This is a genomic window from Micromonospora sp. NPDC049114 (assembly GCF_040648635.1).
Classification (GTDB): Bacteria; Actinomycetota; Actinomycetes; order Mycobacteriales; family Micromonosporaceae; genus Micromonospora.
This window is the reverse complement of sequence record NZ_JBEZEA010000026.1, coordinates 1-22492: the sequence shown is the minus strand read 5'-3', so window position 1 is coordinate 22492 and position 22492 is coordinate 1. Positions and strand designations below refer to the sequence as shown.

General features: G+C 73.5%; 17 protein-coding genes and 1 pseudogene. 3 read left to right on the top strand and 15 right to left on the bottom strand.

Annotated features, from left to right (window positions below):
• From AB0B39_RS32690 to AB0B39_RS32670, 5 genes and pseudogenes are all read right to left on the bottom strand, one after another.
• Nucleotides 1–713 (bottom strand): annotated as a pseudogene (locus AB0B39_RS32690) (MFS transporter); the annotation flags it as partial.
• 162 nt (nucleotides 714–875) lie between these two features.
• Complete coding sequence (locus AB0B39_RS32685; RefSeq protein WP_357576202.1) at nucleotides 876–2480, bottom strand: flavin monoamine oxidase family protein; 1605 nt, start codon at nucleotides 2478–2480, stop codon at nucleotides 876–878.
• A 190-nt stretch (nucleotides 2481–2670) separates the two neighbouring features.
• A complete protein-coding gene (locus AB0B39_RS32680; protein ID WP_357497861.1) occupies nucleotides 2671–3375 on the bottom strand; it encodes a UdgX family uracil-DNA binding protein in 705 nt (234 codons plus the stop codon).
• A gap of 68 nt (nucleotides 3376–3443) precedes the next feature.
• Nucleotides 3444–3566, bottom strand: a complete 123-nt coding sequence (locus AB0B39_RS32675; protein WP_255788023.1) for a hypothetical protein — start codon at nucleotides 3564–3566, stop codon at nucleotides 3444–3446.
• A 91-nt stretch (nucleotides 3567–3657) separates the two neighbouring features.
• Nucleotides 3658–4998, bottom strand: a complete 1341-nt coding sequence (locus AB0B39_RS32670) for an aminotransferase class I/II-fold pyridoxal phosphate-dependent enzyme (protein WP_357497863.1) — start codon at nucleotides 4996–4998, stop codon at nucleotides 3658–3660.
• A 34-nt stretch (nucleotides 4999–5032) separates the two neighbouring features.
• Here AB0B39_RS32670 and AB0B39_RS32665 point away from each other — a divergent pair, with 34 nt between their 5' ends.
• Nucleotides 5033–6274, top strand: a complete 1242-nt coding sequence (locus AB0B39_RS32665; RefSeq protein WP_357576201.1) for a bifunctional pyridoxamine 5'-phosphate oxidase family protein/GNAT family N-acetyltransferase — start codon at nucleotides 5033–5035, stop codon at nucleotides 6272–6274.
• Nucleotides 6274–6945, top strand: coding sequence for a leucine efflux protein LeuE (leuE, locus tag AB0B39_RS32660; protein ID WP_357497867.1), 672 nt, complete (start codon nucleotides 6274–6276; stop codon nucleotides 6943–6945). The genes AB0B39_RS32665 and leuE overlap by 1 nt, the downstream gene beginning before the upstream one ends.
• A gap of 7 nt (nucleotides 6946–6952) precedes the next feature.
• Here the strand turns inward: leuE and AB0B39_RS32655 are convergent, their stop codons facing one another.
• The 10 genes from AB0B39_RS32655 to AB0B39_RS32610 all read right to left on the bottom strand — a co-directional run bounded on the left by AB0B39_RS32655 (nucleotide 6953) and on the right by AB0B39_RS32610 (nucleotide 17182).
• On the bottom strand, nucleotides 6953–7882 hold the full coding sequence (locus AB0B39_RS32655; protein WP_357497869.1) for a sporulation protein: 930 nt from the start codon (nucleotides 7880–7882) through the stop codon (nucleotides 6953–6955).
• 113 nt (nucleotides 7883–7995) lie between these two features.
• A complete protein-coding gene (locus AB0B39_RS32650; RefSeq protein ID WP_234590721.1) occupies nucleotides 7996–9060 on the bottom strand; it encodes a hemolysin family protein in 1065 nt (354 codons plus the stop codon).
• Nucleotides 9057–10412 carry a hemolysin family protein gene (locus tag AB0B39_RS32645; protein ID WP_234590719.1) on the bottom strand — a complete coding sequence of 452 codons (1356 nt, stop codon included), beginning with the start codon at nucleotides 10410–10412 and terminating at the stop codon, nucleotides 9057–9059. The genes AB0B39_RS32650 and AB0B39_RS32645 overlap by 4 nt, the downstream gene beginning before the upstream one ends.
• A gap of 164 nt (nucleotides 10413–10576) precedes the next feature.
• Entirely contained in the window at nucleotides 10577–10984 is a 408-nt protein-coding gene (gene mnhG, locus AB0B39_RS32640) for a monovalent cation/H(+) antiporter subunit G (RefSeq protein WP_357497872.1), read from the bottom strand.
• On the bottom strand, nucleotides 10981–11244 hold the full coding sequence (locus tag AB0B39_RS32635) for a monovalent cation/H+ antiporter complex subunit F (protein WP_234590714.1): 264 nt from the start codon (nucleotides 11242–11244) through the stop codon (nucleotides 10981–10983). The genes mnhG and AB0B39_RS32635 overlap by 4 nt, the downstream gene beginning before the upstream one ends.
• Entirely contained in the window at nucleotides 11241–11846 is a 606-nt protein-coding gene (locus tag AB0B39_RS32630; protein ID WP_357497874.1) for a Na+/H+ antiporter subunit E, read from the bottom strand. The genes AB0B39_RS32635 and AB0B39_RS32630 overlap by 4 nt, the downstream gene beginning before the upstream one ends.
• Nucleotides 11843–13348: a Na+/H+ antiporter subunit D gene (locus AB0B39_RS32625; protein WP_357497876.1), complete on the bottom strand. Its 1506-nt coding sequence runs from the start codon at nucleotides 13346–13348 to the stop codon at nucleotides 11843–11845. The genes AB0B39_RS32630 and AB0B39_RS32625 overlap by 4 nt, the downstream gene beginning before the upstream one ends.
• A complete protein-coding gene (locus AB0B39_RS32620; protein WP_234590689.1) occupies nucleotides 13345–13833 on the bottom strand; it encodes a Na(+)/H(+) antiporter subunit C in 489 nt (162 codons plus the stop codon). The genes AB0B39_RS32625 and AB0B39_RS32620 overlap by 4 nt, the downstream gene beginning before the upstream one ends.
• Complete coding sequence (locus AB0B39_RS32615) at nucleotides 13830–16664, bottom strand: Na+/H+ antiporter subunit A (protein WP_357576200.1); 2835 nt, start codon at nucleotides 16662–16664, stop codon at nucleotides 13830–13832. Before AB0B39_RS32615 ends, AB0B39_RS32620 begins: the two co-directional genes overlap by 4 nt.
• Nucleotides 16665–16795: 131 nt before the next feature.
• Nucleotides 16796–17182, bottom strand: a complete 387-nt coding sequence (locus tag AB0B39_RS32610) for a hypothetical protein (protein WP_234590684.1) — start codon at nucleotides 17180–17182, stop codon at nucleotides 16796–16798.
• A 178-nt stretch (nucleotides 17183–17360) separates the two neighbouring features.
• Here AB0B39_RS32610 and AB0B39_RS32605 point away from each other — a divergent pair, with 178 nt between their 5' ends.
• The gene (locus AB0B39_RS32605) at nucleotides 17361–22016 is read left to right on the top strand and encodes an ATP-dependent helicase (protein WP_357576199.1); all 4656 of its coding nucleotides are present in this window, start codon (nucleotides 17361–17363) and stop codon (nucleotides 22014–22016) included.
• Nucleotides 22017–22492 lie beyond the last annotated feature (476 nt).

Here is a 22492-nt window from a genome sequence, read left to right as displayed (position 1 = left end):
GCCCCGCCGGCGGCCGGCGCGGCGTCGCCGGGCGGCCCGGCGGCGGTCGGTGGCGCGTCGGCCGCCGCGAGCCGCCGTGCGGTGAGCAACGGGTCGGGCCGGAGCAACCCGAGGAGTACGACGGAAGCCAGCACGAATGCCGTCGCGCTGAACGCGAACGGGCCGGCCAGCGGCGGCAGCCCCCAGCCGGTGGTGGCCCGGTCGGCCAGGTCGGCGAAGTTCGGCGCGGCCACCGCCCCGATGGTGGTGGCCCAGACGATCAGCGAGAGCTGGCGCCCTCGACGGGCCGGCTCGGCGAGGTCCACCGCCGTGTAGCGGGCCTGCAGGTTCGCGGCGGTGCCACCGCCGAACAGCAGCATGCCGAGAAAGAGCAGCGGCACCGAGCGGGTGGCCGCCGCCACCACCACCAGGACGCCGCCGACGGCGCCCACCGCGTACGCCAGCACCAGGCCGGGACGACGGCCGTGCCGGGCCATGATCCGGGTGACCGGGACGGCGAGCAGCGCCGCGCCGACCACACCGGCGCTCTGGGCGACGCCCGCCACCGCGGTGCCGGCGATGCGGGCGGCGAGCAGCGCGCCGACGGAGATGCCGATGGTCACACCGATGCCGCCGATGATCTGGGTGGTGAAGAGCAGCCGCATGGTGCGCCGCTGGATCGGCGCGACGTCGAGCCGGGCGTCGCTACGCGGCACGGTCAGGTCGGTGGCCATCGGCGCTCCTCAGGACGGGGTGACAGCCCATCCTCGCGCACGCGCGCCGTGGTCCACCGACCCCTGCCGGACCCGCGCGCGGCCCCGTCGCTCTGTAGATCTTGGACAGTTTCCGTCAGCGGATGACGGAAACTGTCCAAGATCTGGTGCTGTGCCCGTCGGTCAGCCGGCCAGCACCCGCTGGTGCAGGGACGACACCGCCGCACGGGCCGCGACGAACGCCCCGTGCTGCCAGGCCACCTCGTGGCTCAGCCAGTCCCCGGCGAAGTAGACCCGACCGGCCGGCTGGAGCAGCAGGTTGTAGCCGGCGGTGCCGTAGCGGGGCGAGGTCCAGGCGCCCTCGATGTAGCGGGTCCGGTCCCAGGCGTGGGAGTACGAGGTGACCAGCTCGCTGCGGTACTTGTCGCCGTGGATCTTCGCCCCCTGGCTGACCGCACGCTCCTGGCGCTGCTCGGGGGTGAGCCCGCTGTACGCCCGGGCGTTCGCCCCGGTGTTGTAGTAGCCGACGACCAGGCCGCGCTTGCCGTGGAAGCCGTAGGACGGGTACCAGATGTGCGACAGGTCCAGGTCGGTCTCGGTGATGCCGCCGTAGATCCGCTGATCGGTCTCCCACCAGCGGCTGCGGTACTCCAGGCCGATCTTGCCGGCGGCGGTGACCGGGAAGTCGGCCAGGGCGGCGGTCACCCCGGCGCCGAGGTTGTGGGGCACCCGGGCCATCAGGTGCGGCGGCAGCGCCGCCACGCAGTAGTCGGCGGTGATCTGCGACTGCCGGCCGCCCTGCCGGTAGGTCACCTCGACCTGGCTGCCCCGGTCGGTCACCCCGGTCACCTCGGCGTTGAGCCGGATCCGGTGCCCGCCAACGGCCTTGGCGAGGGCACGCGGGATCTGGTCCATGCCGCCCACCGGCTGGAACATCAGCATCGCCTGGTCGTAGCCGAACTCGAAGGAGAAGTACCGGCCCACGTTGCTGGCGAAGACGTCGGAGAGCGCCGGGGGCGTACCGAGCAGCGTTCCCCCGTCGTTGCCCGCGCCGGGGTACGCGGAGAAGCCGCGACGGTTGGTCCCGGCGTACGCCCAGTCGTTGGCCCGCCCGCCGATCGCGCCGAAGCCCTGCAGGAACGACAGCAGCCGGTCCCGGTCCTCGGTGGTGAGCCGCGCGTCCAGCGCGCCCTGGTCGGTGGCCTTGGCGAGCAGTTCCGAGACGTAGCCGTACACGTCGGCCTTGGCGGTGCGGTACCGCACCGGCTCGGTCATCCCGGCGGACTCGTTGTAGATCCAGGCGTCGGCGTTCTGGTTGGTGAAGACCTCGATGGGTACGCCGAGCTCCCGGCAGTAGTCCATGGTGACCATCCACTGTGCGATCCGGCCCGGCCCGGCGTTGAAGTAGACGCCGTCGGAGAAACCGGCCCGCTGGGTGTGCCCGTCGAGGTCGGTCTCGACGTCGCCGCCGCGGATGGTCAGGTTCCGTCCGCCGACGCGGTGCCGCGCCTCCAGGACCGTGCAGTGGTAGCCCGCCTTGCCCAACTCGTACGCGGTGGTGAGCCCCGCGATGCCACCGCCGAGCACGACGACGCTGGCGCCCGGCCGGCCGGTCAGGGTGAAGTCGGACCGCTCGGGCGCCCGGAACGCCGGGGTCACCGACGCGTCGGCGCTGGGCGCGAGACCCATGGCTCCCATCGTGGCGAGCATCGCACCGGCACCGCCGCTGATCCCTACCGCGCGCAGGAACCCACGCCGGCTCACCGTCGACTGCGTCTGATCGCTCATGAACGCCTCCCCTACAAGATCGACTCACGTGAGTCTGCAGAGGAGCTGTTACGCCGATCACGCAACGCCGTTTCCGGCAGGTATCGCCTCAGCCGCGGGGAAGCCGGCCTTCGTGGGCAGCGCGAACGGCCGCCGCGACGTACGGCTGTGCCACGACGTCGAGGCCACCGTCCCCGGTGGAGCGGCCGCGCTATCCCGCGAGGGCGCGGGCGGCGACGGTGAGGTCGGCGACGAGACCCTCGTACGCCTTGTCCTGGTCGTCGGCGCGCAGCACGGCGGACGGATGGATCGTGGCCAGCAGGCGGGCCGGCGGGGCGTCGACCCGCTTTCCGGCGCTGTCCACCGGCACCTGGGTGAAGTCCTCCGGATGCTGGGCGGACGCGGGCCAGGGCAGCAGTTCGCCGCGCTGTCTCGTCACCCGGAAGGACGGGCCGAGCAGCGCCTTGGCGGCGGTGGCGCCGAGCACCACGACGATCTCCGGGTCGAGCCGGGCGAACTCGGCCACCAGCCAGGGCCGGCACGCGGTGATGTGCACCTGGTCCGGGGTCTGGTGGATGCGCCGCTTGCCGCGCGCCGCAAAACGAAAGTGCTTGACGGCGTTCGTCAGATAGAGCTGCGTCGGGTCCAGCTTGGCGTCGTCGACGGCGCGGCGCAGCAGCCGGCCGGCCGGGCCCACGAAGGGCAACCCCTTCTGGTCCTCCATGTCGCCGGGCTGCTCGCCGACGAGCACCACGCGGGCGCTCTCGTCACCCCGGCCGAAGACGGTCTGGGTGGCGTCGCGGTACAGCTCGCAGCCCCGACAGCCGCCCGATGCCGTGCGGAGTTCGTCGATGGTGTCAGCGTCGGGCGGGATGAACCGCTGGGCGCCGGGAGCGCTGTCGGTCTGCTCGGCCATGCCGACTGTTATATACCTCTTAGGTATCGCCTGCCGGTTACGCCCCGGGTGGGCACGGCATGGCCGCGTCAGTAGCCGTTGCCGTTCCCGCCGCCGCCACAGGACGCGATGGCGATCAGCACGATGATGATCACGATGATGGCGACCGCGATCGCGATCCACAGTCCCCTGCGGTTTCCACCTGTAGCCATGGTCAGGCACCTCCGGCGGCCCGCATACCCACCCCACTCGCTCTGAATCGTCGTGATTCCCCCTTTTACCGGCGGAAGGTTCGGTTGCCCCTCAGATAGCAAAGCCCGACGGAGGGGCGGGATGGACGGCGCGGGCCAGGGCGGCGGCCAGGGGCGTCAGCTCCTCGACGGCCAGGGAACTGACGGTCACGCGCAGGGCGGGCGGGGCCGCGATCCGGTAGAGGGCGCCGGGCGCCACCGCCCAGCCGGCGTCCCGCAACGCCGTCAGCGCGCTGGTCTCGTCCGGCACCGGCAGCCAGACGTTGATGCCGCTGCGGCCGTGCGCGGTCAGACCGTGCTCGGCGAGCGCGGCCAACAGGCCCTCGCGCCGCAGGTCGTAGCTCTGCGCCGCCCGCCGGACCAGCTCGTCGACCGCCGGGTCACCCCACAGGGCGAGCACCAGCCGTTGCAGCACCGTGGACACCCAGCCGGCGCCGACCCGCGTCCGGCCGGTCACCCGGGCCACCGTGGTCTCGTCGCCGACCAGCACCGCGAGCCGCAGGTCCGGGCCGAAGGGTTTGCTTACCGAGCGCAGGAAGGCCCAGCTCGCGGTCGCCCCGGCCAGTGGGTGCAGGGGTACGCGGGCCAGCTCCGCCGCGTGGTCGTCCTCGATGAGCAGCAGGTCACGCCGGCCGGCGAGCAGTGCGCGCAGCTCCTCGGCGCGGGCGGCGGAGACGGCGGCGCCGGTCGGGTTCTGCGCCCGGCTGGTGACCACCAGCGCCCGCGCTCCGGCGGTCAGCGCGGCCGCCACCCCGGCCACCAGAGGACCCTCGTCGTCCAGCGGCACACCGATCGGCCGCAGCCCGAGCGCGGCGACCAGGTCGAGCAGGTTGGCCCAGCCGGGATCCTCCACCGCCACCGCGTCACCGGGGCGAAGGTGGGCGCCGAGCAGCCGCTCGATGCCGTCCAGCGCGCCGCCGGTGAGGGTGAGGTCCCCGGCGGGTACGCCGTCGGCGCTCAACCGGGCGCGTGCGGCCTCGGCCAGCTCCGGGAGCACGCCGGCCTGCGAGTAGCCGACCGGCGGACCGGTGTCGGCGGCGAGCGCGGCCAGGTGCGGGCCGATCGGGGGCAGCAGTCGGGGGTCGGGCTCGCCCCGGGACAGGTCGCGGGCGTCCGGCAGCGGCGCGGGGCGCAGCGCGGAGCGGCGGGCGGCCACCGGTGGGCGCGGACGGACGCGGGTGCCGTGCCGGCCGGCGGTGGCCAGCACGCCCCGTTGGCGCAGCTCCCGATAGGCACGGGCGACAGTGGCCGGACTGACGCCCAACTCGGTGGCGAGGGCCCGCACCGGCGGCAGGGCGGCACCGGGCGGCAGGGCGCCGGTACGGATGCCCGACTCGATGCTGGCCGAAATCGTGACGGCAGTCGTTCCACTGAACTGATAGCGTGCTGACACAAACAGGAGATTGTACTAGAACAAAGGGGCGCGCATGTATCCACCCACCGCCCGGACCACTCCCAACCGCTCGCGCGACCGGATGAGCTACGACCGGGAGGCGGCGCACGCCGTCCTCGACGAGGCGTACCACTGCGCGCTCGGCTTCACCGTCGACAGCGAACCCCGGGTGCTGCCCACCCTGCACGTCCGCATCGGAGACACCCTCTACCTGCACGGGTCCACCGGCAGCCGGCCCCTGCTCGCCGCCCGGGGCGACGGGCTGCCCGTCTGCGTCACGGTGACCCTGCTCGACGGGCTGGTCTACGCCCGCTCACAGTTCCACCACAGCGCCAACTACCGCTCGGTGGTCGCGCTCGGCACCGCCCGCCTGGTCACCGACGACCAGGAGAAGAGCGCCATGCTCACCGCGCTTGTCGAGAAGGTGGGCGCGGGCCGCAGCACGGACAGTCGTCCGCCGAGCCGACGTGAGCTGGCTGAGACCGCCGTGCTGGCGCTGCCGCTGCGGGAGGTGTCCGTCCGGTCCCGCACCGGCGGGGTCCGCGAGGACGAGACCGACCTGCACCTGCCGCACTGGGCCGGCGTCCTGCCGTTGCGGCTGACCGCCGGCCTGCCGCAACCCGCCGCCGGGGTCACCGCGCCCCTGCCGGCGTACCTGCGGACGGCCCGCACGCCCTGGCACGACCCGGTGCCACTGCGCGGCGAACACGTCCTGCTGGAGCCGCTGGACCTGGCGCACGCCGACGACCTGCACAGCGCCACCGCCGACGACGACGTGTGGCGGCACCTCTCCGTCACGCGGCCCACCGCGCCGGCCGGAACCGCCGATGTGGTCGCCGCCGCGCTGGCCGCCCAGCAGCGCGGCGAGCGGGCGCCCTGGGTGCAGCGCTGCGCGAGGACCGGGGCGGTGGTCGGCACCACGTCCTACTACGAGATCGACCCGGAACGACGGTCGGTGGCGATCGGGCACACCTTCCTCGGCCGGCCGTGGTGGCGTACCGGGATCAACACCGAGGCCAAGCTGCTGCTGCTCGGCCGCGCCTTCGACGACCTGGGCGCGGTGCGGGTCGCCTGGCACACCGACATCCGCAACGCCCGCTCCCAGGCGGCCATCGAACGGCTCGGCGCCACCCGGGAGGGAGTGCTGCGGATGCACCGCCAGCGTCCGGACGGCTCGTGGCGGGACACCGTGCAGTACGCGATGACCGTCGACGAGTGGCCGAACGCACAGGCCACGCTGCGGAAAAGACTTCTGCGGACGGCATCGGTGGCGTGATGATGGCGGGCGTGCTGGGGATCACCGACATCTGGACGTACGTGCTGGGCACCGTGGCCATCATCCTGCTACCCGGACCGAACTCGCTCTTCGTGCTGTCCACCGCCGCCAAGCGGGGCGTGGGCGCCGGCTACCGGGCGGCGGGCGGGGTCTTCGTCGGCGACTGGGTCCTGATGATCCTGTCCGCCGCCGGGGTGGCGTCGCTGCTCAAGGCGTATCCGCCGCTGTTCCTGGTGATCAAGTACGCCGGTGCCGCGTACCTCGGTTATGTCGGGGTGACCATGCTGCTCGGCGCCGCGCGGCGCTGGCGCGACCGCAACGACCCGGACACGCCGCGGCTGATCGACGCCGCGGAACCGGCGCAGATGCGCAGCCCGTTCCGCAAGGCTCTGGTGATCAGCCTGCTGAACCCGAAGGCGATCCTGTTCTTCATCTCGTTCTTCATCCAGTTCGTCGATCCCGACTACGCCTGGCCCGCGCTGTCGTTCCTGCTGCTCGGCCTGATCGCCCAGGTCACCAGCGCGCTCTACCTGACCGCGCTGATCTTCGCGGGCACGTTCCTGGCTACCCAGTTCCGCCGACGCCGTCGCCTCGCCGTGGGTGGCACCACAGCCGTGGCAGCCCTCTTTCTCGCCTTCAGCCTCAAGCTCGCCACCGCCAGCGCCGGCTGACCTCCCCTCAGGTGCCGTCGCCGCCGCCGGAGCCGCCTCCCACACCTCCGCTTCCGGCCGTGCCGCCGAGGCCGTAGCCGGGTTTGATCGGATGGTCGGGGTGGCGGCTGACATGGGCGGACCCGCCGATGGTGGCGGACCAGTCGGCGTGTGCGGCGGCCGCGGCGTGCCGGTTGATCGCCTGACGTAGCCAGCCGTCCACGGTGGCGACCCAGTCCCGCTGCCCGGCGTCCGCGTGCCAGATCCGGAACCGGCTGATGCTCTGGTGGGTGATCCCGGCCAGCGCCAGCCGACGGTCCAGCCAGATGATCACCTCCAGGCCCGCCGAGTTCGTCACGAAGATCAGCTCCAGCTCGGTGATCGGGCCGGCGTAGAGCGGCCCCACCCAGTAGCCCCACCGCTGGTGCAGCGCCAAGGCGTGCTCCACCCCCGGCAGCCCGCCCTCCTGCAACCCGGCTTGGCGGATCATGAAGCCGAGCGTGGCCAGCGCCGCCAGCACGTGCTGCTGGGTGGGGATCGGGTGCACGAGGACCGGCACCATGGCCCCCTGGTCCAAATCCGGGTCGACGGACACCTCGGTCCGCAGACCCATCCGCAGGCTCAGCAACGGCACCCCGCCGAACGTGGTCACCGGGGTCTCCCACGGCAGCGGCAACGCGAAGTCGACAGCCCGCCGGCGACCCGCCGGCACCACGAACCGCCCGGCGATCGGCAGCGAGAAGAACTGCACGAGGCGCCGGGCGGCGTCCGGGTCGTCCGGCTCGACGGTGGTGACCAGGCCGAGCCGGATGTGGCGTACGAGCACGTCGTCAGGCCCGGCGGCGAGGGTCACCCGCCCGGGCAGGCGCAGGCCCGGACGGGTGCTCGGGTTCGGCAGCGTGGTCCGCACGGACAGCCCGGTCCAGCCGGAGTCCCGGGAAACCCCCGTCAACCGCACCGCGCGCCCCCTCGCGGAACGAGGCCCCCCTGGCCCCGGACCGACCGCGCCTACCCGGTCGCGCTCACCTCACGCCCGCCACCTCGAACGGATGCCGACCCGCCGGGTACGCCTCACCGCAACCGCCGGCCGCGCGGCACCGTGTCGGTCTCGTCGTCGAACTCGCCGATGACCTCCTCCAGCAGGTCCTCCAGAGCGACGAAGCCGATCGGGCGGGCCGGACCACCGCCGTTGCGGACCAGCGCGAGCTGGGACTGCCGGGCGCGCATCGCGGCCACCGCCTCGGTGACCGTGGACGTCGCCGGGAGGGTGAACGCCGGGGTCATCAACTCCCCGGCGGTGGCGGCCCGGCCGGTGGTGACCACCCGCACCGCCTCGCGGACGTGCACCAGGCCGCAGACGTCGCCGCCGGAGTCCAGGACCGCCAGCCGCGACCGGCCGCTGTCCCGGCTGACCTGCTCGATCCGCTCGGCCGGGTCGTCGCGCCGGACGGTGACCATGGTGGCGAACGGCTCCATCACCTGCGCCACCGACGTGCCCTGCAACTCCAGCATGCTGGTGAGCAGTTGGTGCTGCTCGGCGCCGAGCAACCCGTGCTCGCGGGACTGCTCCAGCAGCATCCGCAGCTCGTCCGGGCCGTGCACCTGGGCGAGCTGATCCTGCTGGTTGACCCCGACCAGGCGCAGGATCGCGTTGGCCAGCGCGTTCAACGCCGACAGCACCGGCCGGGACACCCGGGCGAAGGCCCGGAACGGCAGCGCGAGCAGCGTCGCCGAACGCTCGGCGTCGGTGATCGCCCACGACTTCGGCGCCATCTCCCCCACCACCAGGTGCAGGAAGGTCACCAGAGCGAGGGCGAAGACCAGCGCGACCACGTGACTGGCCGCGTCCGGCAGCCCCACCGCGTGCAGCAGCGGGCTGATCAGGTGCTCGATCGCCGGTTCGGCGAGCGCGCCGAGGCCCAGGGTGCACAGCGTGATGCCCAGCTGCGCCCCCGCCAGCATCAGCGACAGCTCGCGGACGCCGTCCAGCGCGGCCCGGGCCGCCCGGCCGCCGCTGGCCGCCGCCTGCTCCAGCCGGTACCGCTTGCTGGCCACCAGGGCGAACTCGGCGGCCACGAAGAACCCGTTCAACGCCAGCAGGACGCCCGAGCTGAACAGCGCGATGCCGGGGCTCACGCGGTCACCCCCGGCGTGCTCAGTTGCAGGCGTACCGAGTCGGCGACGTGCCGGTCCACGGCGAGCACCTCGACCAGCGCGCGGGGCTCCGCCGCACCGTCGTCGAGCTCGGCGCCCTCGGGCAGCAGGCTGATCTCCAGCCGGTCGCCGACCTCCGGCACCCGGCCCAGCTCACGCATGACCAGCCCGGACAGCGTGTCGTACTCCGGGGCTTCGGGCAGCGCGATGCCGGTGCTGTCGGCGACCTCGTCGATCCGCCAGCGGGCCGGCACCACCCACGAGCCGTCGTCCTGGCGCGCGGGGGCGCGCTCCGGCGGATCGTCCTCGTCCCGGATCGGGCCGACCAGTTCCTCCGCGATGTCCTCCAGCGTGATCACACCGGCGAAGCCGCCGTACTCGTCCACCACGCAGGCCATCTGCCGGTGCCCGGATCGCAGTCGGTCCAGCACCGTGGGCAGGGGCAGGGTCTCCGGCACGAGCAGCGGCGGCCCCGCCACCGCGCTCACCGGGGTGGTGGCCCGCTCCGCCGGCGGTACGCCGAGCACGTCGGCGATCCCGACGATGCCGATCAGGTCGTCGACGCCGTCGGCACCCCGCACCGGGAAGCGGGAGTGGCCGGTGTCCAGAAGCTCGACCACCCGGCTCACCGGTTCGTGCGCCCGCACGGTGTGCACGTCGACGCGCGGCACCATGGCCTCGCCGGCGGTCAACTCCCGAAAGTCGAGCCCGCGGTCGAGCAGCGTGGACATCTCGGCGTCCAGGCTGCCCTCCTCGCGGGACTCGGCGATGATCTGTTCCAGGTCGGCGGGGGTGGCGCCGCTGGGCAGCTCCTCGATCGGCTCGATGCCGACCCGACGCAGCAGGCGTATCGACGCGCGGTCGAAGAGCCGGATCACCGGCCCGGCCATGGCCAGGTAGAGGAGGGTGGACCGGCTCAGCGCCCGGGCGAGTGCCTCGGCCCGGGCGATGGCGAGGTTCTTCGGGGCCAGCTCGCCGAGAACCATCTGCACCACTGTGGCGATGACCAGGGCCAGCGCCACCGACAGCGGCAGGCTGACCGACTCGCGGAGACCGGCGACGCCGAACAGGTCGGCGAGGCCGCCGCCGAGGTACGGCTCGGCGACGTAGCCGACCAGCAGTGCGGTGACGGTGATGCCGAGTTGCGCGCCGGAGAGCACGAAGGAGAGCCGGCTGGTGACGGTGAGGGCCCGGGCGGCGGCCTGGTCGCCGTCGTCGGCGAGCTGGCGCAGCTTGCCCCGGTCCACGGCGACATAGCCGAACTCCTGCGCCACGAAGTAACCGGTGGCGGCGGTGAGCACGATGATCAAGAGAAGGCCGACGACGATCAGCACCTGTCGCTCAGGGCTCCCGAGGTCGTCGGGACGGGAATATGCCGGGCACGACCCGGCTGGCTACTGCTGCCCTCCTGGGCAGAAGAGTCGATCATGCCGCCATTTTATCGGCGTTGCCTGGGACTCCGCTGAGGGTGGGCCGAAGGCGTCGATCGTCCGGTTCATCAGGACGGGGCGCGGCCGTCGCCGGAGCCGCCGCCGGTCGGGCGCTCGGCCAACTCGTCGGCGTCGAGCAGGCCACGGTCGAGCCGGCCGGACCGGTACGCGGCCCGACCGATCATCTGTGCCGAGACCGGCGCGGTGGCCAACTGGAAGACCGCCACCAGCAGGATCATGCCGATGTCGGCCACGGACCGCAGCCGTAGCGTGATGCCGAGCAGCAGCAGGAGCACGCCCAGCACCTGGGGTTTGGTGGCCGCGTGCATCCGGGACAGGGTGTCCGGAAAGCGCAGCACACCGATCGCGGCGGACAGGGCGAGCAGCGCGCCGGTCACCAGGCAGGCGGCACCGAGCCAGTCGGCAACCGTCGCGAGCGCACCTGCCGCCGAGTGCCCGCCGGTCGCCACCGTCACGCCGGCTCCCGGACGGCGAAGCGGACCAGGGACACCGAGCCGACGAAACCGAGCAGGGAGAGCACCACCAGCACGGGCAGCGTGGTGGCGTGCCGGTTGACCGCCGCCTCCGCGCCCACCGCGCCGACCATCGTGGCGAGCAGCATGTCCGCCGCGATCACCCGGTCCAGCAGCGAGGGGCCCCGGTAGAGCCGGATCAGCGCGAGCAGCGCGGTCAACGACAGCAGGGCGGTGAGGACGACGGCCAGGAACGTGATCATTGAGAGTTGCCCTTCTCTACGGGATGAGGCCCGACGCTGCGCAGTTCGGCGGCGCTGCCCACCGCCCGGACGATCCGCCGCTCGAGGTCGAGGGTGCGTTCCCGGGAGACGTCCAGGTCCGCAGGCCCGTGGGTGTCCAGCACGTGCAGGTAGAGCGTCCCCGCCTCCCGGTCCACCTCGAGGATCAGCGTTCCCGGCACCAGCGAGACCGCCTCGGCGGTGAGCGCCAGGTTCAGGTCGGTGGACACCCGCAGCGGCACGGCGATGATCGCCCCGCGGGGGCGGTAGCCGGGTTGCACGGCGATCCGGGCGATGTGCAGGCTGGCGGTGACGAGTTCGACGACGAACCGGCCCGCGAACGCCACCAGCGCGGCGGGCCGCAGCCGGCCGGTGAAGCTGACCGCCGGCAGCGGGAAGAACAGCAGGACCGCGCCGCCGACCAGCAGACCACCGATGATGTTGGCGAAGGTGATCGACCCCCAGAGCAGGTTCCAGACGAGCACCAGCCAGCCGAGCGCCAACGCCTGGTCTCGCCAACGCCCGAACCGGCCCCGCAGCTTCGAGGTCGCGCCCGCCGGGGTCGGTGCACGCCTGGCGGTCACGGCACGACACCGGGCAGGACGGCCCGCACGTACGGCGTACGCGAGAGCAGGTCGGTGGCCGCGTCGGCGGTGACGTCGAAGAGCGGTCCGGCCAGCACGGTGAGCGCCAACCCGAACACGACCAGGGCGACGGTCGCGCCGACCGTCATGGTGGGCAGCCGGACGCTGGGCTCGCTGGTGACGGTCCGGGGCGCCCGCCAGAACGCGATGTTCCACACCCGGGAGGCCACGTACAGGGTGAGCAGACTGGTCAGCGTGCCGGCCGCCACCAGCGTCAGGGGCAGCGCCCCGCCGGCCGCCACACCGGCCTGGAGCAGGCCGAGCTTGCCGAGGAACCCGGAGAACGGCGGCACCCCGGCGAGATTCATCGCCGGGACGAAGAAGAGGACGCCGAGCAGGGGCGCCATTCGGGCCAGCCCGCCGAGACGGCGCAGGTCGGTGCTGCCGGCCCGCTCCTCGACCAGACCGGCCACCAGGAACAGCGTGGTCTGGATCGTGATGTGGTGCACCACGTAGAAGATCGCGCCGGCGAGACCGGCTGCGGTGCTCAACGCCACCCCGAAGATCATGTAGCCGATGTGGCTGACCAGGGTGAACGAAAAGAGCCGCTTCATGTCCGACTGCGCCACCGCTCCGAGGATGCCGACCACCATGGTCAGCCCGGCGACGACCATGAGCAGGTCGTTGACCTGGCCACCCGGGAACAGCAACGTCTCGGTACGGATGATCGCGTACACGCCGACCTTGGTGAGTAGCCCCGCGAACACGGCGGTGACCGGTGCGGGGGCCGTGGGATAGCTGTCCGGCAGCCAGGCCGACAGCGGGAAGACCGCCGCCTTGACCGCGAACGCGAGCAGCAGCGTCAGTTGCAGGGTCACGCGGACGTTGTCCGGCAGGTCGTCGAGACGCTGGGCGAGCTGCGCCATGTTGAGCGTGCCGGTGGCCGCGTACACGAGCCCCACCGCGGTCAGGAAGATCAGCGAGGAGAGGATGCTGACCACCACGTACGTCGAGCCGGTGCGGATGCGTGCCTCGGTGCCGCCCAGCGTGATCAGCACGAAGCTGGCCGCCAGCAGGATCTCGAAGCCGACGAACAGGTTGAACAGGTCGCCCGCCAGGAACGCGTTGGTGACGCCCGCGGTGAGCACCAGGTACGTCGGATGGAAGATGACCACCGGCGCGCTCTCGCTGGTCTCGCTGCGACCCTGGCCGATCGAGTACAGCAGCACGCAGAGGGTCACCGCCGAGGACACCACAAGCATCAGCGCGGCCAACTGGTCGGCCACCAGCACGATGCCTACCGGCGGCGGCCACCCACCGACCGCGAGCACCACCGGGCCGTGCCGGTACGCCTGCACCAACAGCACCACCGCGACTGTGGACGTCACCGTCAGGCAGAGCACGCTTACCGTACGCTGCACCCGGGGTCGGCCGGCCAGGAGCAGGGTCAGCGCCGCGCCGAGCAGCGGCACCACCACCGGCAGCGGCAGGAGCCTGCTCACGAGGTGCCGTCCCCTCTGCCGCGTCGTAGTCGGCGGCGGGCGGGCTCCGGGTCGACCTGCTCCGGGTCGCTGCCCGGGCCCTCCCCGCCACGGTCGACGGCGCCCACCTGGTGGCGCTCGGCACGGCGGATGATCTGGCGGTCCTCCAGGTCGTCGGGCACCTCGTCGTCGCCGGTGAGATACCAGCTCCGGTACGCGACGGCGAGCAGGAACGCGGTGAACCCGAACGTGATCACGATGGCGGTCAGCACCATCGCCTGCGCCAACGGATCACTCATCCGGTCCACCGGGCCGGTGCCCACCACCGGAGCGCCACCCGATCGGCCACCCAGCAGGATCAGCAGGTTGACCCCGTTGCCGAGCAGGATCACGCCGAGCAGGATCCGGGTGAGGCTGCGCTCCAGCAGCAGGATCACACCGCACCCGACGAGCACCGCGACGGCGAGCACCAGCACCACCGTGGGCCCGGCGGCGCCCGCCGTCATGGCCGGCCACCCTTGTCGACGGCCAGACCGCCGCTCGCCGCGCCGGTGGCCTCGATGTGCCGGTCCACCTCGGCGCCGAGACTTCGCAGGATGTCCAGCAGCAGCCCGATCACGATCAGGTACACCCCGATGTCGAAGAAGAGCGACGTGACCAGGTGGGCGTCGCCGACCAGCGGCAGCGACACGTCGAGCTTGGCGCTCTCCAGCACCGATCCACCGGCCGCCAGCGCCACCGCGCCGGAGCCCACCGCCACGGCCAACCCCGCGCCGAGGATCAGGCCGGCGCCCACCGGAGCGGCCTCGGTCAGCTCGTACCGGCCGCCGGCCAGGTAGCGGACCACCAGCGCGAGCCCCGCCACCAGTCCGCCCGAGAACCCGCCGCCCGGCGCGTTGTGCCCGGAGAAGAGCAGGAACAGCGAGAACAGCACCACCGTGTGGAAGATCAGCCGGGTGACCACCTCCAGCACGATCGAACGCTGCTCCTCGTAGAGGGTCGGGCCGCCCCGCAACCAGACCGGCCGGTCGGACCGGGCGGCGCGATCGGCCGACTCCGGCCGGCGCGGCCGCGGCCCGGTGCGGGACCTCTCGAAGATCAGGCTGGCCACCCCGGTGGCGGCCACCACCAGCACCGACACCTCACCCATCGTGTCCCAGGCCCGGATGTCGACGAGGGTCACGTTGACGACGTTGCGGCCGTACCCCTCGCCCACCGCCAGGTCCGGAAAGACTGTCGAGATGTCCGGCGCGCGACGGGCCCCGGCCGCGACGAGGGCGAGCCCGCCCGCCGCCACGCCCATCGCCACGCCGATCACCCGGCGGGTCCATCGGCTGCGGCGCAGCGGACGGGCCGAGAAACGCTCCGGCAGGCGGCGCAGCACCAGGACGAACACCGCGATGGTCGCGGTCTCCACCAGGAACTGCGTGAGCGCGAGATCCGGTGCGCCGTGCAGGACGAACAGCATCGCGGTGCCGTAGCCGGTCATCCCCACCAGCAGCATCGCGGTCAACCGCCGGCGAGCGCCGACCGCGAGCAGCGCGGCCACCGCGATCACCACCACGACCACCGGTTGCAGCGGGTTGTCCCAGAGCGGGAGCCCGGCCCGCCACGGACGGGCGGCGAGCATCGCCCCACCGGGCAGCAGCACGAGGGTGACCAGGATGATGCCCAGGTACTGCGGCAGGGAGCCGCGCTGGGTCGCGCCGGTGACCTCGATGGCGAGCCGGTCGAACCGGCCCACCGCCCACTCGTACCCCTGATTGCCGCCGACTGGCGAGCGGAGCCGGGCCAACACCGGGGCGAGCGGGCCGCGGAGCGCGAAGAGCAGCCCGCCGCCGGCCAGTGCCAGCACGGACAGACCGAGCGCCGCGGTCGGCCCGGGCCAGAGCGTCAGATGCGCGTCGAGGGTGCCGAGCAGTTCGGCGTACGGGCTGAGGAGGCCGTCCAGCACGCCGGCGGCGGGGCCGGCGAGCAGCCCGGCGACGGCGAGGACGGCCGGGGGCACCAGCATCGACGCCGCGATCGGCGTCGGCTGGACCGGTTCGACGCCCGGCCGGTCGGCGAACGCGCCCCAGAGGAAGCGGGCGCTGTACGCGACGGTGAGCACCGTCCCGGCGACCAGCCCGGCGAGCAGCACCGGGTCGTCGGTGAACGCCGCGAAGACCGCCTCCTTGGCGACGAACCCGACCAACGGTGGCACCCCGGCCATCGACGCCGCCGCCAGCACCGCCACCGCGAACAACGGCCGCGACCAGCGCCGCAGCCCGGACAACTCGCGCAGGTCGCGGGTGCCGGCGCCGTGGTCGATGACGCCGACGACCAGGAACAGCGCCGACTTGAACAGGGCGTGCGCCAGCAGCATCGCCGTGCCGGCCAGCGCGGCGGCCGGGGTGCCCGCCCCCGTCACGGCGACCAGCAGGCCCAACTGGCTGACCGTCCCGTACGCCAACAACAGCTTCAGGTCGGTCTGGCGCAGCGCCGCCCAACCACCGACGATCATGGTGGCCACCCCGGCGATGAGCACCACGGGCCGCCACGGGCCGACCGTGGCGAGCACCGGCGCGAGCAGGCCGACCAGGTAGACGCCCGCCTTGACCATGGCGGCGGCGTGCAGGTACGCGCTGACCGGGGTGGGTGCCGCCATCGCGACCGGCAGCCAGGAGCTGAACGGCAGCACCGCCGACTTGGACAGGGCCCCGGCCAGGATCAGCAGCACCGCGGTGATCAGGTAGCCGCCGCCGGGCAGCGGGTGGGTGGCGATCTCCGACCAGCGGTAGCTGCCGGCGTGCTCGCCGAGCAGGATGAACCCGACGAGCATGGCCAACCCGCCCGCCGTCGTGACGGTCAACGCCTGCGCCGCCGCCCACCGGCTGGCCCGGCGTTCGGTGCTGTGCCCGATCAGCAGGTACGAGAAGATCGTCGTCAGTTCCCAGCCGACGTAGAGCAGCAGCACGTCGTCGGCGAAGACCAGGAGGAGCATCGCGCCGGCGAAGGCGACCAGGACCGCGGCGAACTGGGCCATCCCGGGAGCGTCCGCGTCGAAGTAGCGCGCGCTGTAGACCAGCACCAACGCGCCGACGCCGCCGATCAGCAGGGTCAGGAGCCAGGACAGCGTGGTGAGGCGCAGCGCGATGTCGAGGCCCAGCTGCCCGATCCACGGGTACGTCTCGACCACCGCGCCGCCGTGACCGACGGCCGGGGTGCGGGCCAGCGCCCAGCCGAACGCGGCGGCCGGCGCGAGCGCCAGCGGGTAGCACGCGCGCGGACCCCACCACCGGACGAGCAGCGGCGCGGCGAGGGCCGCCACGAGGTGGAGGATGAGCAGTACCAGCACCCGCACTCCCGATCGAGGTGGCCGACGCCCGTACAGCGGTGGCGCCTAGCAGCGATCAGACGCCACATCTCCGCCCGCCGGGCGGTTTTGCCGGAATTAGCCCGCTATGGGCTCGGGTGTGCGGTCGGCGGTCAGCGCAGCAGAGCGTCGCCGACGGTCAGCTCGTCGTCGAGGGCGGAACCCTCCAGGCGCAGCTCGCTCAGCAGGTCGACGCGGCCGAGCTGGCGGGCGACCTTCGCCACGACCCGCTCCGCGACAGCGAGGGACCGCATCGAGAGCAGTCGGCCGCGGCTCTCGCGGCGGAGCACGAAGTAGTGCACGGCGACGCGGACCTGCCCCCGGTCGGCGGCGCTGGCCTGGGCGGTCGAGACGACCATCTCGCGCAGGCAGCGGGCGAGGCGTTCGGCGAGCTCCAGCTCGGGCCCGTGCAGACCGACGCGGAGCGTGGCGAGGTGACTGTCGACCTTGCGGATCAGCACATCGGTGCCGGGTTCGGCGTGTCGCGGCTCGACGGCCATCCGATCCCCTCCACCCGATTCGCGTTGCGGGTGAAGTTACTTTATGTTGCTCCTCACAAGCAAGCAGTTAAGTGAGACTTAACGTATTAATGTCGCATCACGCGCAATTTCCATACAACGCGGCATGATCCCCCGTGGGTCGTTCGTGGTTGTCGTACCGGCGGGGCACGATGGACCGGTGAGCGGGGCAGATGCGGGTAGGGGCGAGGTGCTGGACGGGTTCGGTCCCGCCACTCGCGCCTGGTTCGACGCCGCCTTCGCCGCACCCACCGCCGCCCAGACCGGTGCCTGGCGGTCCGTCGCCGCCGGCCGCAACGCCCTCGTCGTGGCGCCCACCGGCTCCGGCAAGACGCTCGCCGCCTTCCTCTGGTCGCTGGACCGGCTGGCCCGCGAGCCCGCACCGGCCGAGGCGCGGCAGCGGTGCCGGGTGCTCTACGTCAGCCCGCTCAAGGCTCTCGCCGTCGACGTCGAGCGCAACCTGCGCGCCCCGCTGGCCGGCATCCGGCAGGCGGCGACCCGGCTCGGCGTCACGCCACCCGACATCACCGTCGGCATGCGCACCGGCGACACGCCTGCCGACGAGCGACGGGCCTTCGCCCGCACCCCACCGGACATCCTCATCACCACACCCGAGTCCCTGTTCCTGCTGCTCACCTCCGCCGCTCGGGACTCGCTGCGCGGCGTCCAGACGGTGATCGTCGACGAGGTGCACGCGGTGGCCGGCAGCAAGCGCGGCGCCCACCTCGCCCTCTCGCTGGAGCGCCTGGACGAGCTGCTGCCCGCGCCGGCTCAACGGATCGGCCTCTCCGCCACCGTCCGGCCGATCGACGCCTGCGCCCGGTTCCTCGGCGGCGCACGGCCGGTCGACGTCGTGCAGCCGGCCACGGCGAAGACCATCGAGGTCAGCGTGCAGGTCCCCGTGGAGGACATGACCCGACTCGACGAGCAGGAGCAGCCACCGGAGGACTCCCTCGGCGGTCCCGGCCCACGCCGTGCCTCGATCTGGCCGGCCGTCGAGGAACGGGTCTTCACCCTCATCGGACAGCACCGCTCCACAATCGTCTTCACCAACTCCCGCCGCAGCGCCGAGCGCCTGTGCGCCCGGCTCAACGAGCTGGCCGCCGAGGAGGTCGCCTCCGCCGCGCTGGCCTCCGCGTCGGGCGGGGACGCGATCGACGTACCAGATGGGTTGTCGGTGGACGGCGAGCGGCCGGCCGACGGTGGGCCGGCACCCGGTCCGGGCAGCAACCGGTCGCCGGCCGAGGTGATGGCCCAGTCCGGCGCGGCCACCGGCGCCGCGCCGGTGATCGCCCGCGCGCACCACGGCAGCGTCTCGCGCGAGGAGCGCAAGCACATCGAGGAGGCGCTCAAGTCCGGCCAGCTCCCGGCGGTGGTGGCCACCTCCAGCCTGGAGCTGGGCATCGACATGGGCGCTGTCGATCTGGTGGTGCAGATCGAGGCCCCACCGAGCGTCGCCGCCGGCCTGCAACGTGTCGGCCGCGCCGGGCACCAGGTGGGCGCAGTCTCGCGCGGGGTGGTCTTCCCCAAGCACCGTGGCGATCTGCTGTCCTGCGCAGTAGTCGCCGAGCGGATGACCGACGGCGCGATCGAGGAGCTGCACTACCCGCGCAACCCCCTCGATGTGCTGGCCCAGCAGATCGTCGCGATGGTGGCGCTGGAGCCGTGGCGGGTCGGCGACCTGGCGGTGCTGGTCCGCCGGGCCGCGCCCTTCAACGAGCTGCCCGACTCCGCGCTGCACGCCGTGCTCGACATGCTCTCCGGGCGCTACCCGTCCACCGCGTTCGCCGAGCTGCGCCCCCGGCTGGTCTGGGATCGGGCCAGCGACCTGCTCACCGGCCGCCCCGGCGCGCAACGCCTCGCGGTGACCAGCGGCGGCACCATCCCCGACCGGGGTCTGTTCGGGGTCTTCCTGGCCGGCGCCGAGCGGGCCGCCCGGGTCGGCGAGCTGGACGAGGAGATGGTCTACGAGTCCCGGGTCGGCGATGTCTTCCTGCTCGGCTCCTCGTCCTGGCGCATCGAGGAGATCACACCCGACCGGGTGCTGGTCTCCCCCGCACCCGGTCAGGCCGCGCGGATGCCGTTCTGGAAGGGCGACCAGCTGGGCCGCCCGGTCGAGCTGGGTCGGGCCATCGGCGCCCGGGTGCGCACCCTGCTGCGGTCGAGCGACGAGGCGGCGCTGACCGCACTGCGCGACGGCGGGCTGGACGACTGGGCCGCCACCAACCTGATGGCCTACCTGCGCGACCAGCGGGAGGCCACCCGCTCGCTGCCCGACGACCGCACCATCGTTGTCGAGCGGTTCCGCGACGAGCTGGGCGACTGGCGGCTGGCCGTGCACAGCGTCCTCGGCGCGCGGGTCAACGGGCCGTGGGCCCTCGCCGTGGGCCGCCGGCTGGCCGAACGGTACGGGGTGGACGCCCAGGTGATGCCCTCCGACGACGGGATCGTCGTACGGCTGCCCGACACCGCAGACGAGCCGCCCGGCGCCGACGTGGTGGTCTTCGAGCCGGACGAGATCGCCCAGCTCGTGGAGGAGTCGGTAGGCACGTCCGCGCTCTTCGCCGCCCGTTTCCGGGAGTGCGCCGCCCGCTCGCTGCTGCTGCCCCGCCGCGACCCGCGCCGCCGCCAGCCGCTCTGGCAGCAGCGGCAACGCGCCGCGCAACTGCTCGACGTCGCCCGCGAGTACGCCGACTTCCCGGTCACCCTGGAGGCCGCCCGGGAGTGCCTCCAGGACGTCTTCGACCAGCCGGCGCTGGCCGGGCTGATGCGGGACCTGGCGGCCCGCAAGGTCCGCCTGGTCGAGGTGGAGACGAGTGCGCCGTCCCCGTTCGCCCGGTCGCTGCTGTTCGGCTACGTCGGCGCGTTCCTCTACGAGGGCGACGCCCCGCTCGCCGAGCGCCGGGCCGCCGCCCTCGCCCTGGATTCCACCCTCCTCGGCGAGCTGCTCGGCCGGGTCGACCTGCGCGAGCTGCTGGATCCGGCGGTGCTCGCCGAGACCGATCGGCAACTGCGCTGGCTGACCGACCAGCGCCGCCCGCGCGACGCGGAGGACGTGGTCGAGCTGCTGCGGGTGCTCGGCGACCTGAGCGACGCCGAGTTGACCGAGCGGGGCGTGCCGGAGGGCTGGCTGACCGAGCTGGAGGCCACCCGCCGGGTGCTGCGGGTCCGCATCGCCGGCGAGCAGCGCTGGGTGGGCGTCGAGGACGCCGCCCGGCTGCGCGACGCCCTCGGCGTGGCGTTGCCGGTCGGGGTCGCCGAGGCGTACCTCGCCCCGGTTGCCGATCCGCTGGGTGACCTGGTGGCCCGCTACGCCCGCACCCACGGGCCGTTCGCCGCCGCGAGCTGCGCGGCGCGCTTCGGGCTCGGGGTGTTCGTCGTCGAGCAGGCGCTGCGCCGCCTCGCCGCCACCGGCCGCGTCGTCTCCGGTGAGTTCACACCGGACACGGCCGGCGCCCAGTGGTGCGACGCCGAGGTGCTGCGGATGCTGCGCCGCCGTTCGCTCGCGGCGCTGCGGCGGGAGATCGAGCCGGTGCCGCCCCGGGCGCTGGCCACGTTCCTGCCGCGCTGGCAGCAGGTCGGCTCGTCGGCCCAGGGCGTGGAGGCGCTCGCCGCCACAGTGGAGCAGTTGCAGGGCGCGGCGGTGCCGGCGTCCGCGCTGGAACGGCTGGTGCTGCCCGGCCGCGTCGCCGACTACTCCCCCGCCCAGCTCGACGAGCTGTGCGCCAGCGGGGAGGTGCTCTGGGCCGGTTCGGGGGCGATCTCCGGAGGCGACGGCTGGGTCACCCTGGCGTACGCGGATGCCGCGCCGCTGCTGCTCCCGCCGCCCGACGAGGCGCTGACGCGCACCCCGTTGCACGACGCGGTGCTCGACGCGCTCGGCGACGGGCAGGCGCTGTTCTTCCGCGCGCTGGGCGACCGGGTCGGCTCCACCGACGACGCCGCGCTGACCGGGGTGATCTGGGACCTGGTCTGGGCGGGGCATCTCACCAACGACACCCTCGCCCCGCTGCGGGCGGTGCTCGGCGCCGGCGGTGCGCACCGGTCGCGCCCCTCCGCGCCGCGCACCCGCTACCGGCGGCCGGGCCGGGTGGCGCTGCCCACCCGCAGCGGCCCACCCACCGTCGCCGGCCGCTGGTCGCGTCTACCGGAGCGGGACCTCGACCCGACCAGGCGGGCCGCCGCCCTCGCGGACGTCCTGCTGGAGCGGCACGGCGTGGTCACCCGGGGCGCGGTGATGGCCGAGCAGGTGGTCGGCGGGTTCTCCGCCGTCTACCCGGTGCTGTCGGCGCTGGAGGAGCGCGGCGCGGCCCGCCGGGGCTACTTCGTCGAGGGCCTCGGCGCGGCACAGTTCGCCGTGCCCGGCGCGGTGGACCGGCTCCGCGCGCTGGCCGACCCGGCCGACGGCGCGCGCGGCCGGAGCGGACCGACCACAGTCCTCGCGGCCACCGACCCCGCCAACCCGTACGGCGCGGCGCTGCCCTGGCCGGAACGCGTCGTCGACTCCGGCGACGGGGCCGCCCCCGCGACCGGGCACCGGGCGGGTCGCAAGGCCGGCGCGCTGGTGGTGCAGGTCGCCGGTGACCTGGTGCTGTACGTGGAACGCGGCGGCCGGACCCTGCTCTCCTTCACCGACGACACCGAGGCGCTCGCGGCGGCCGGCAAGGCGCTCGCCGACGCCGTCCACTCCGGAGCGTTGGGCGCGATGTCCGTGGAGCGGGCCGACGGCGAGGCGGTGCACTCGTCGCCGTTGAGTGACGCGCTGACCGCCGCCGGCTTCCGGGCCACCCCGCGTGGCCTGCGCCTGCGCGGCTGACCAGGCCGCGCGACACCGGCGCGGCAGCCGCCTGGCCGCCTGGCCCACCGACCGTCCGGCCCGCCGGCCGCCGTGCCCACCGACCCACGCGTCCACCCGGTCCACTGGCCCACCCGGTCCACTGGCCCAACCGGCCCACCGGGTCCACCCGGCCGACTCCGCCGCCCGACCCACCCGACCCACTCGTCCGGCTCCGCCGCCCGACCCACCCGACCCCCCGGGCCGCCTGGCCCACCGCGGCCACCGGGAACGCCAGGGGCCCGCCCGGCCCACTTGGCCCACCGGCCCACCGGCCCAGCCAATCTCCCGTCGAGCGGTATACCTGTGAGTCATATTTATGACTCACAGGTATACCGCTCGCGAGACAGACATGCCCCGGCCACCGACGCCACGGCCCATGACCGCCGAAACGCGTTCGGCGATCATGGGCTCGGCGGATCCGTGGCTCAGCGCAGGCGGGGGAGCACCTCGCGCTG

Bases quoted from the DNA above. Each gene is read 5' to 3' on its own strand.
- AB0B39_RS32610 (WP_234590684.1), bottom strand. From the start codon at position 17,182: ATGGCCGTCGAGCCGCGACACGCCGAACCCGGCACCGATGTGCTGATC.
- AB0B39_RS32665 (WP_357576201.1), top strand. From the start codon at position 5,033: ATGTATCCACCCACCGCCCGGACCACTCCCAACCGCTCGCGCGACCGG.
- leuE (WP_357497867.1), top strand. From the start codon at position 6,274: ATGATGGCGGGCGTGCTGGGGATCACCGACATCTGGACGTACGTGCTG.
- AB0B39_RS32620 (WP_234590689.1), bottom strand. From the start codon at position 13,833: ATGACGGCGGGCGCCGCCGGGCCCACGGTGGTGCTGGTGCTCGCCGTC.
- AB0B39_RS32675 (WP_255788023.1), bottom strand. From the start codon at position 3,566: ATGGCTACAGGTGGAAACCGCAGGGGACTGTGGATCGCGATCGCGGTC.
- AB0B39_RS32635 (WP_234590714.1), bottom strand. From the start codon at position 11,244: ATGATCACGTTCCTGGCCGTCGTCCTCACCGCCCTGCTGTCGTTGACC.
- AB0B39_RS32685 (WP_357576202.1), bottom strand. From the start codon at position 2,480: ATGAGCGATCAGACGCAGTCGACGGTGAGCCGGCGTGGGTTCCTGCGC.
- AB0B39_RS32680 (WP_357497861.1), bottom strand. From the start codon at position 3,375: ATGGCCGAGCAGACCGACAGCGCTCCCGGCGCCCAGCGGTTCATCCCG.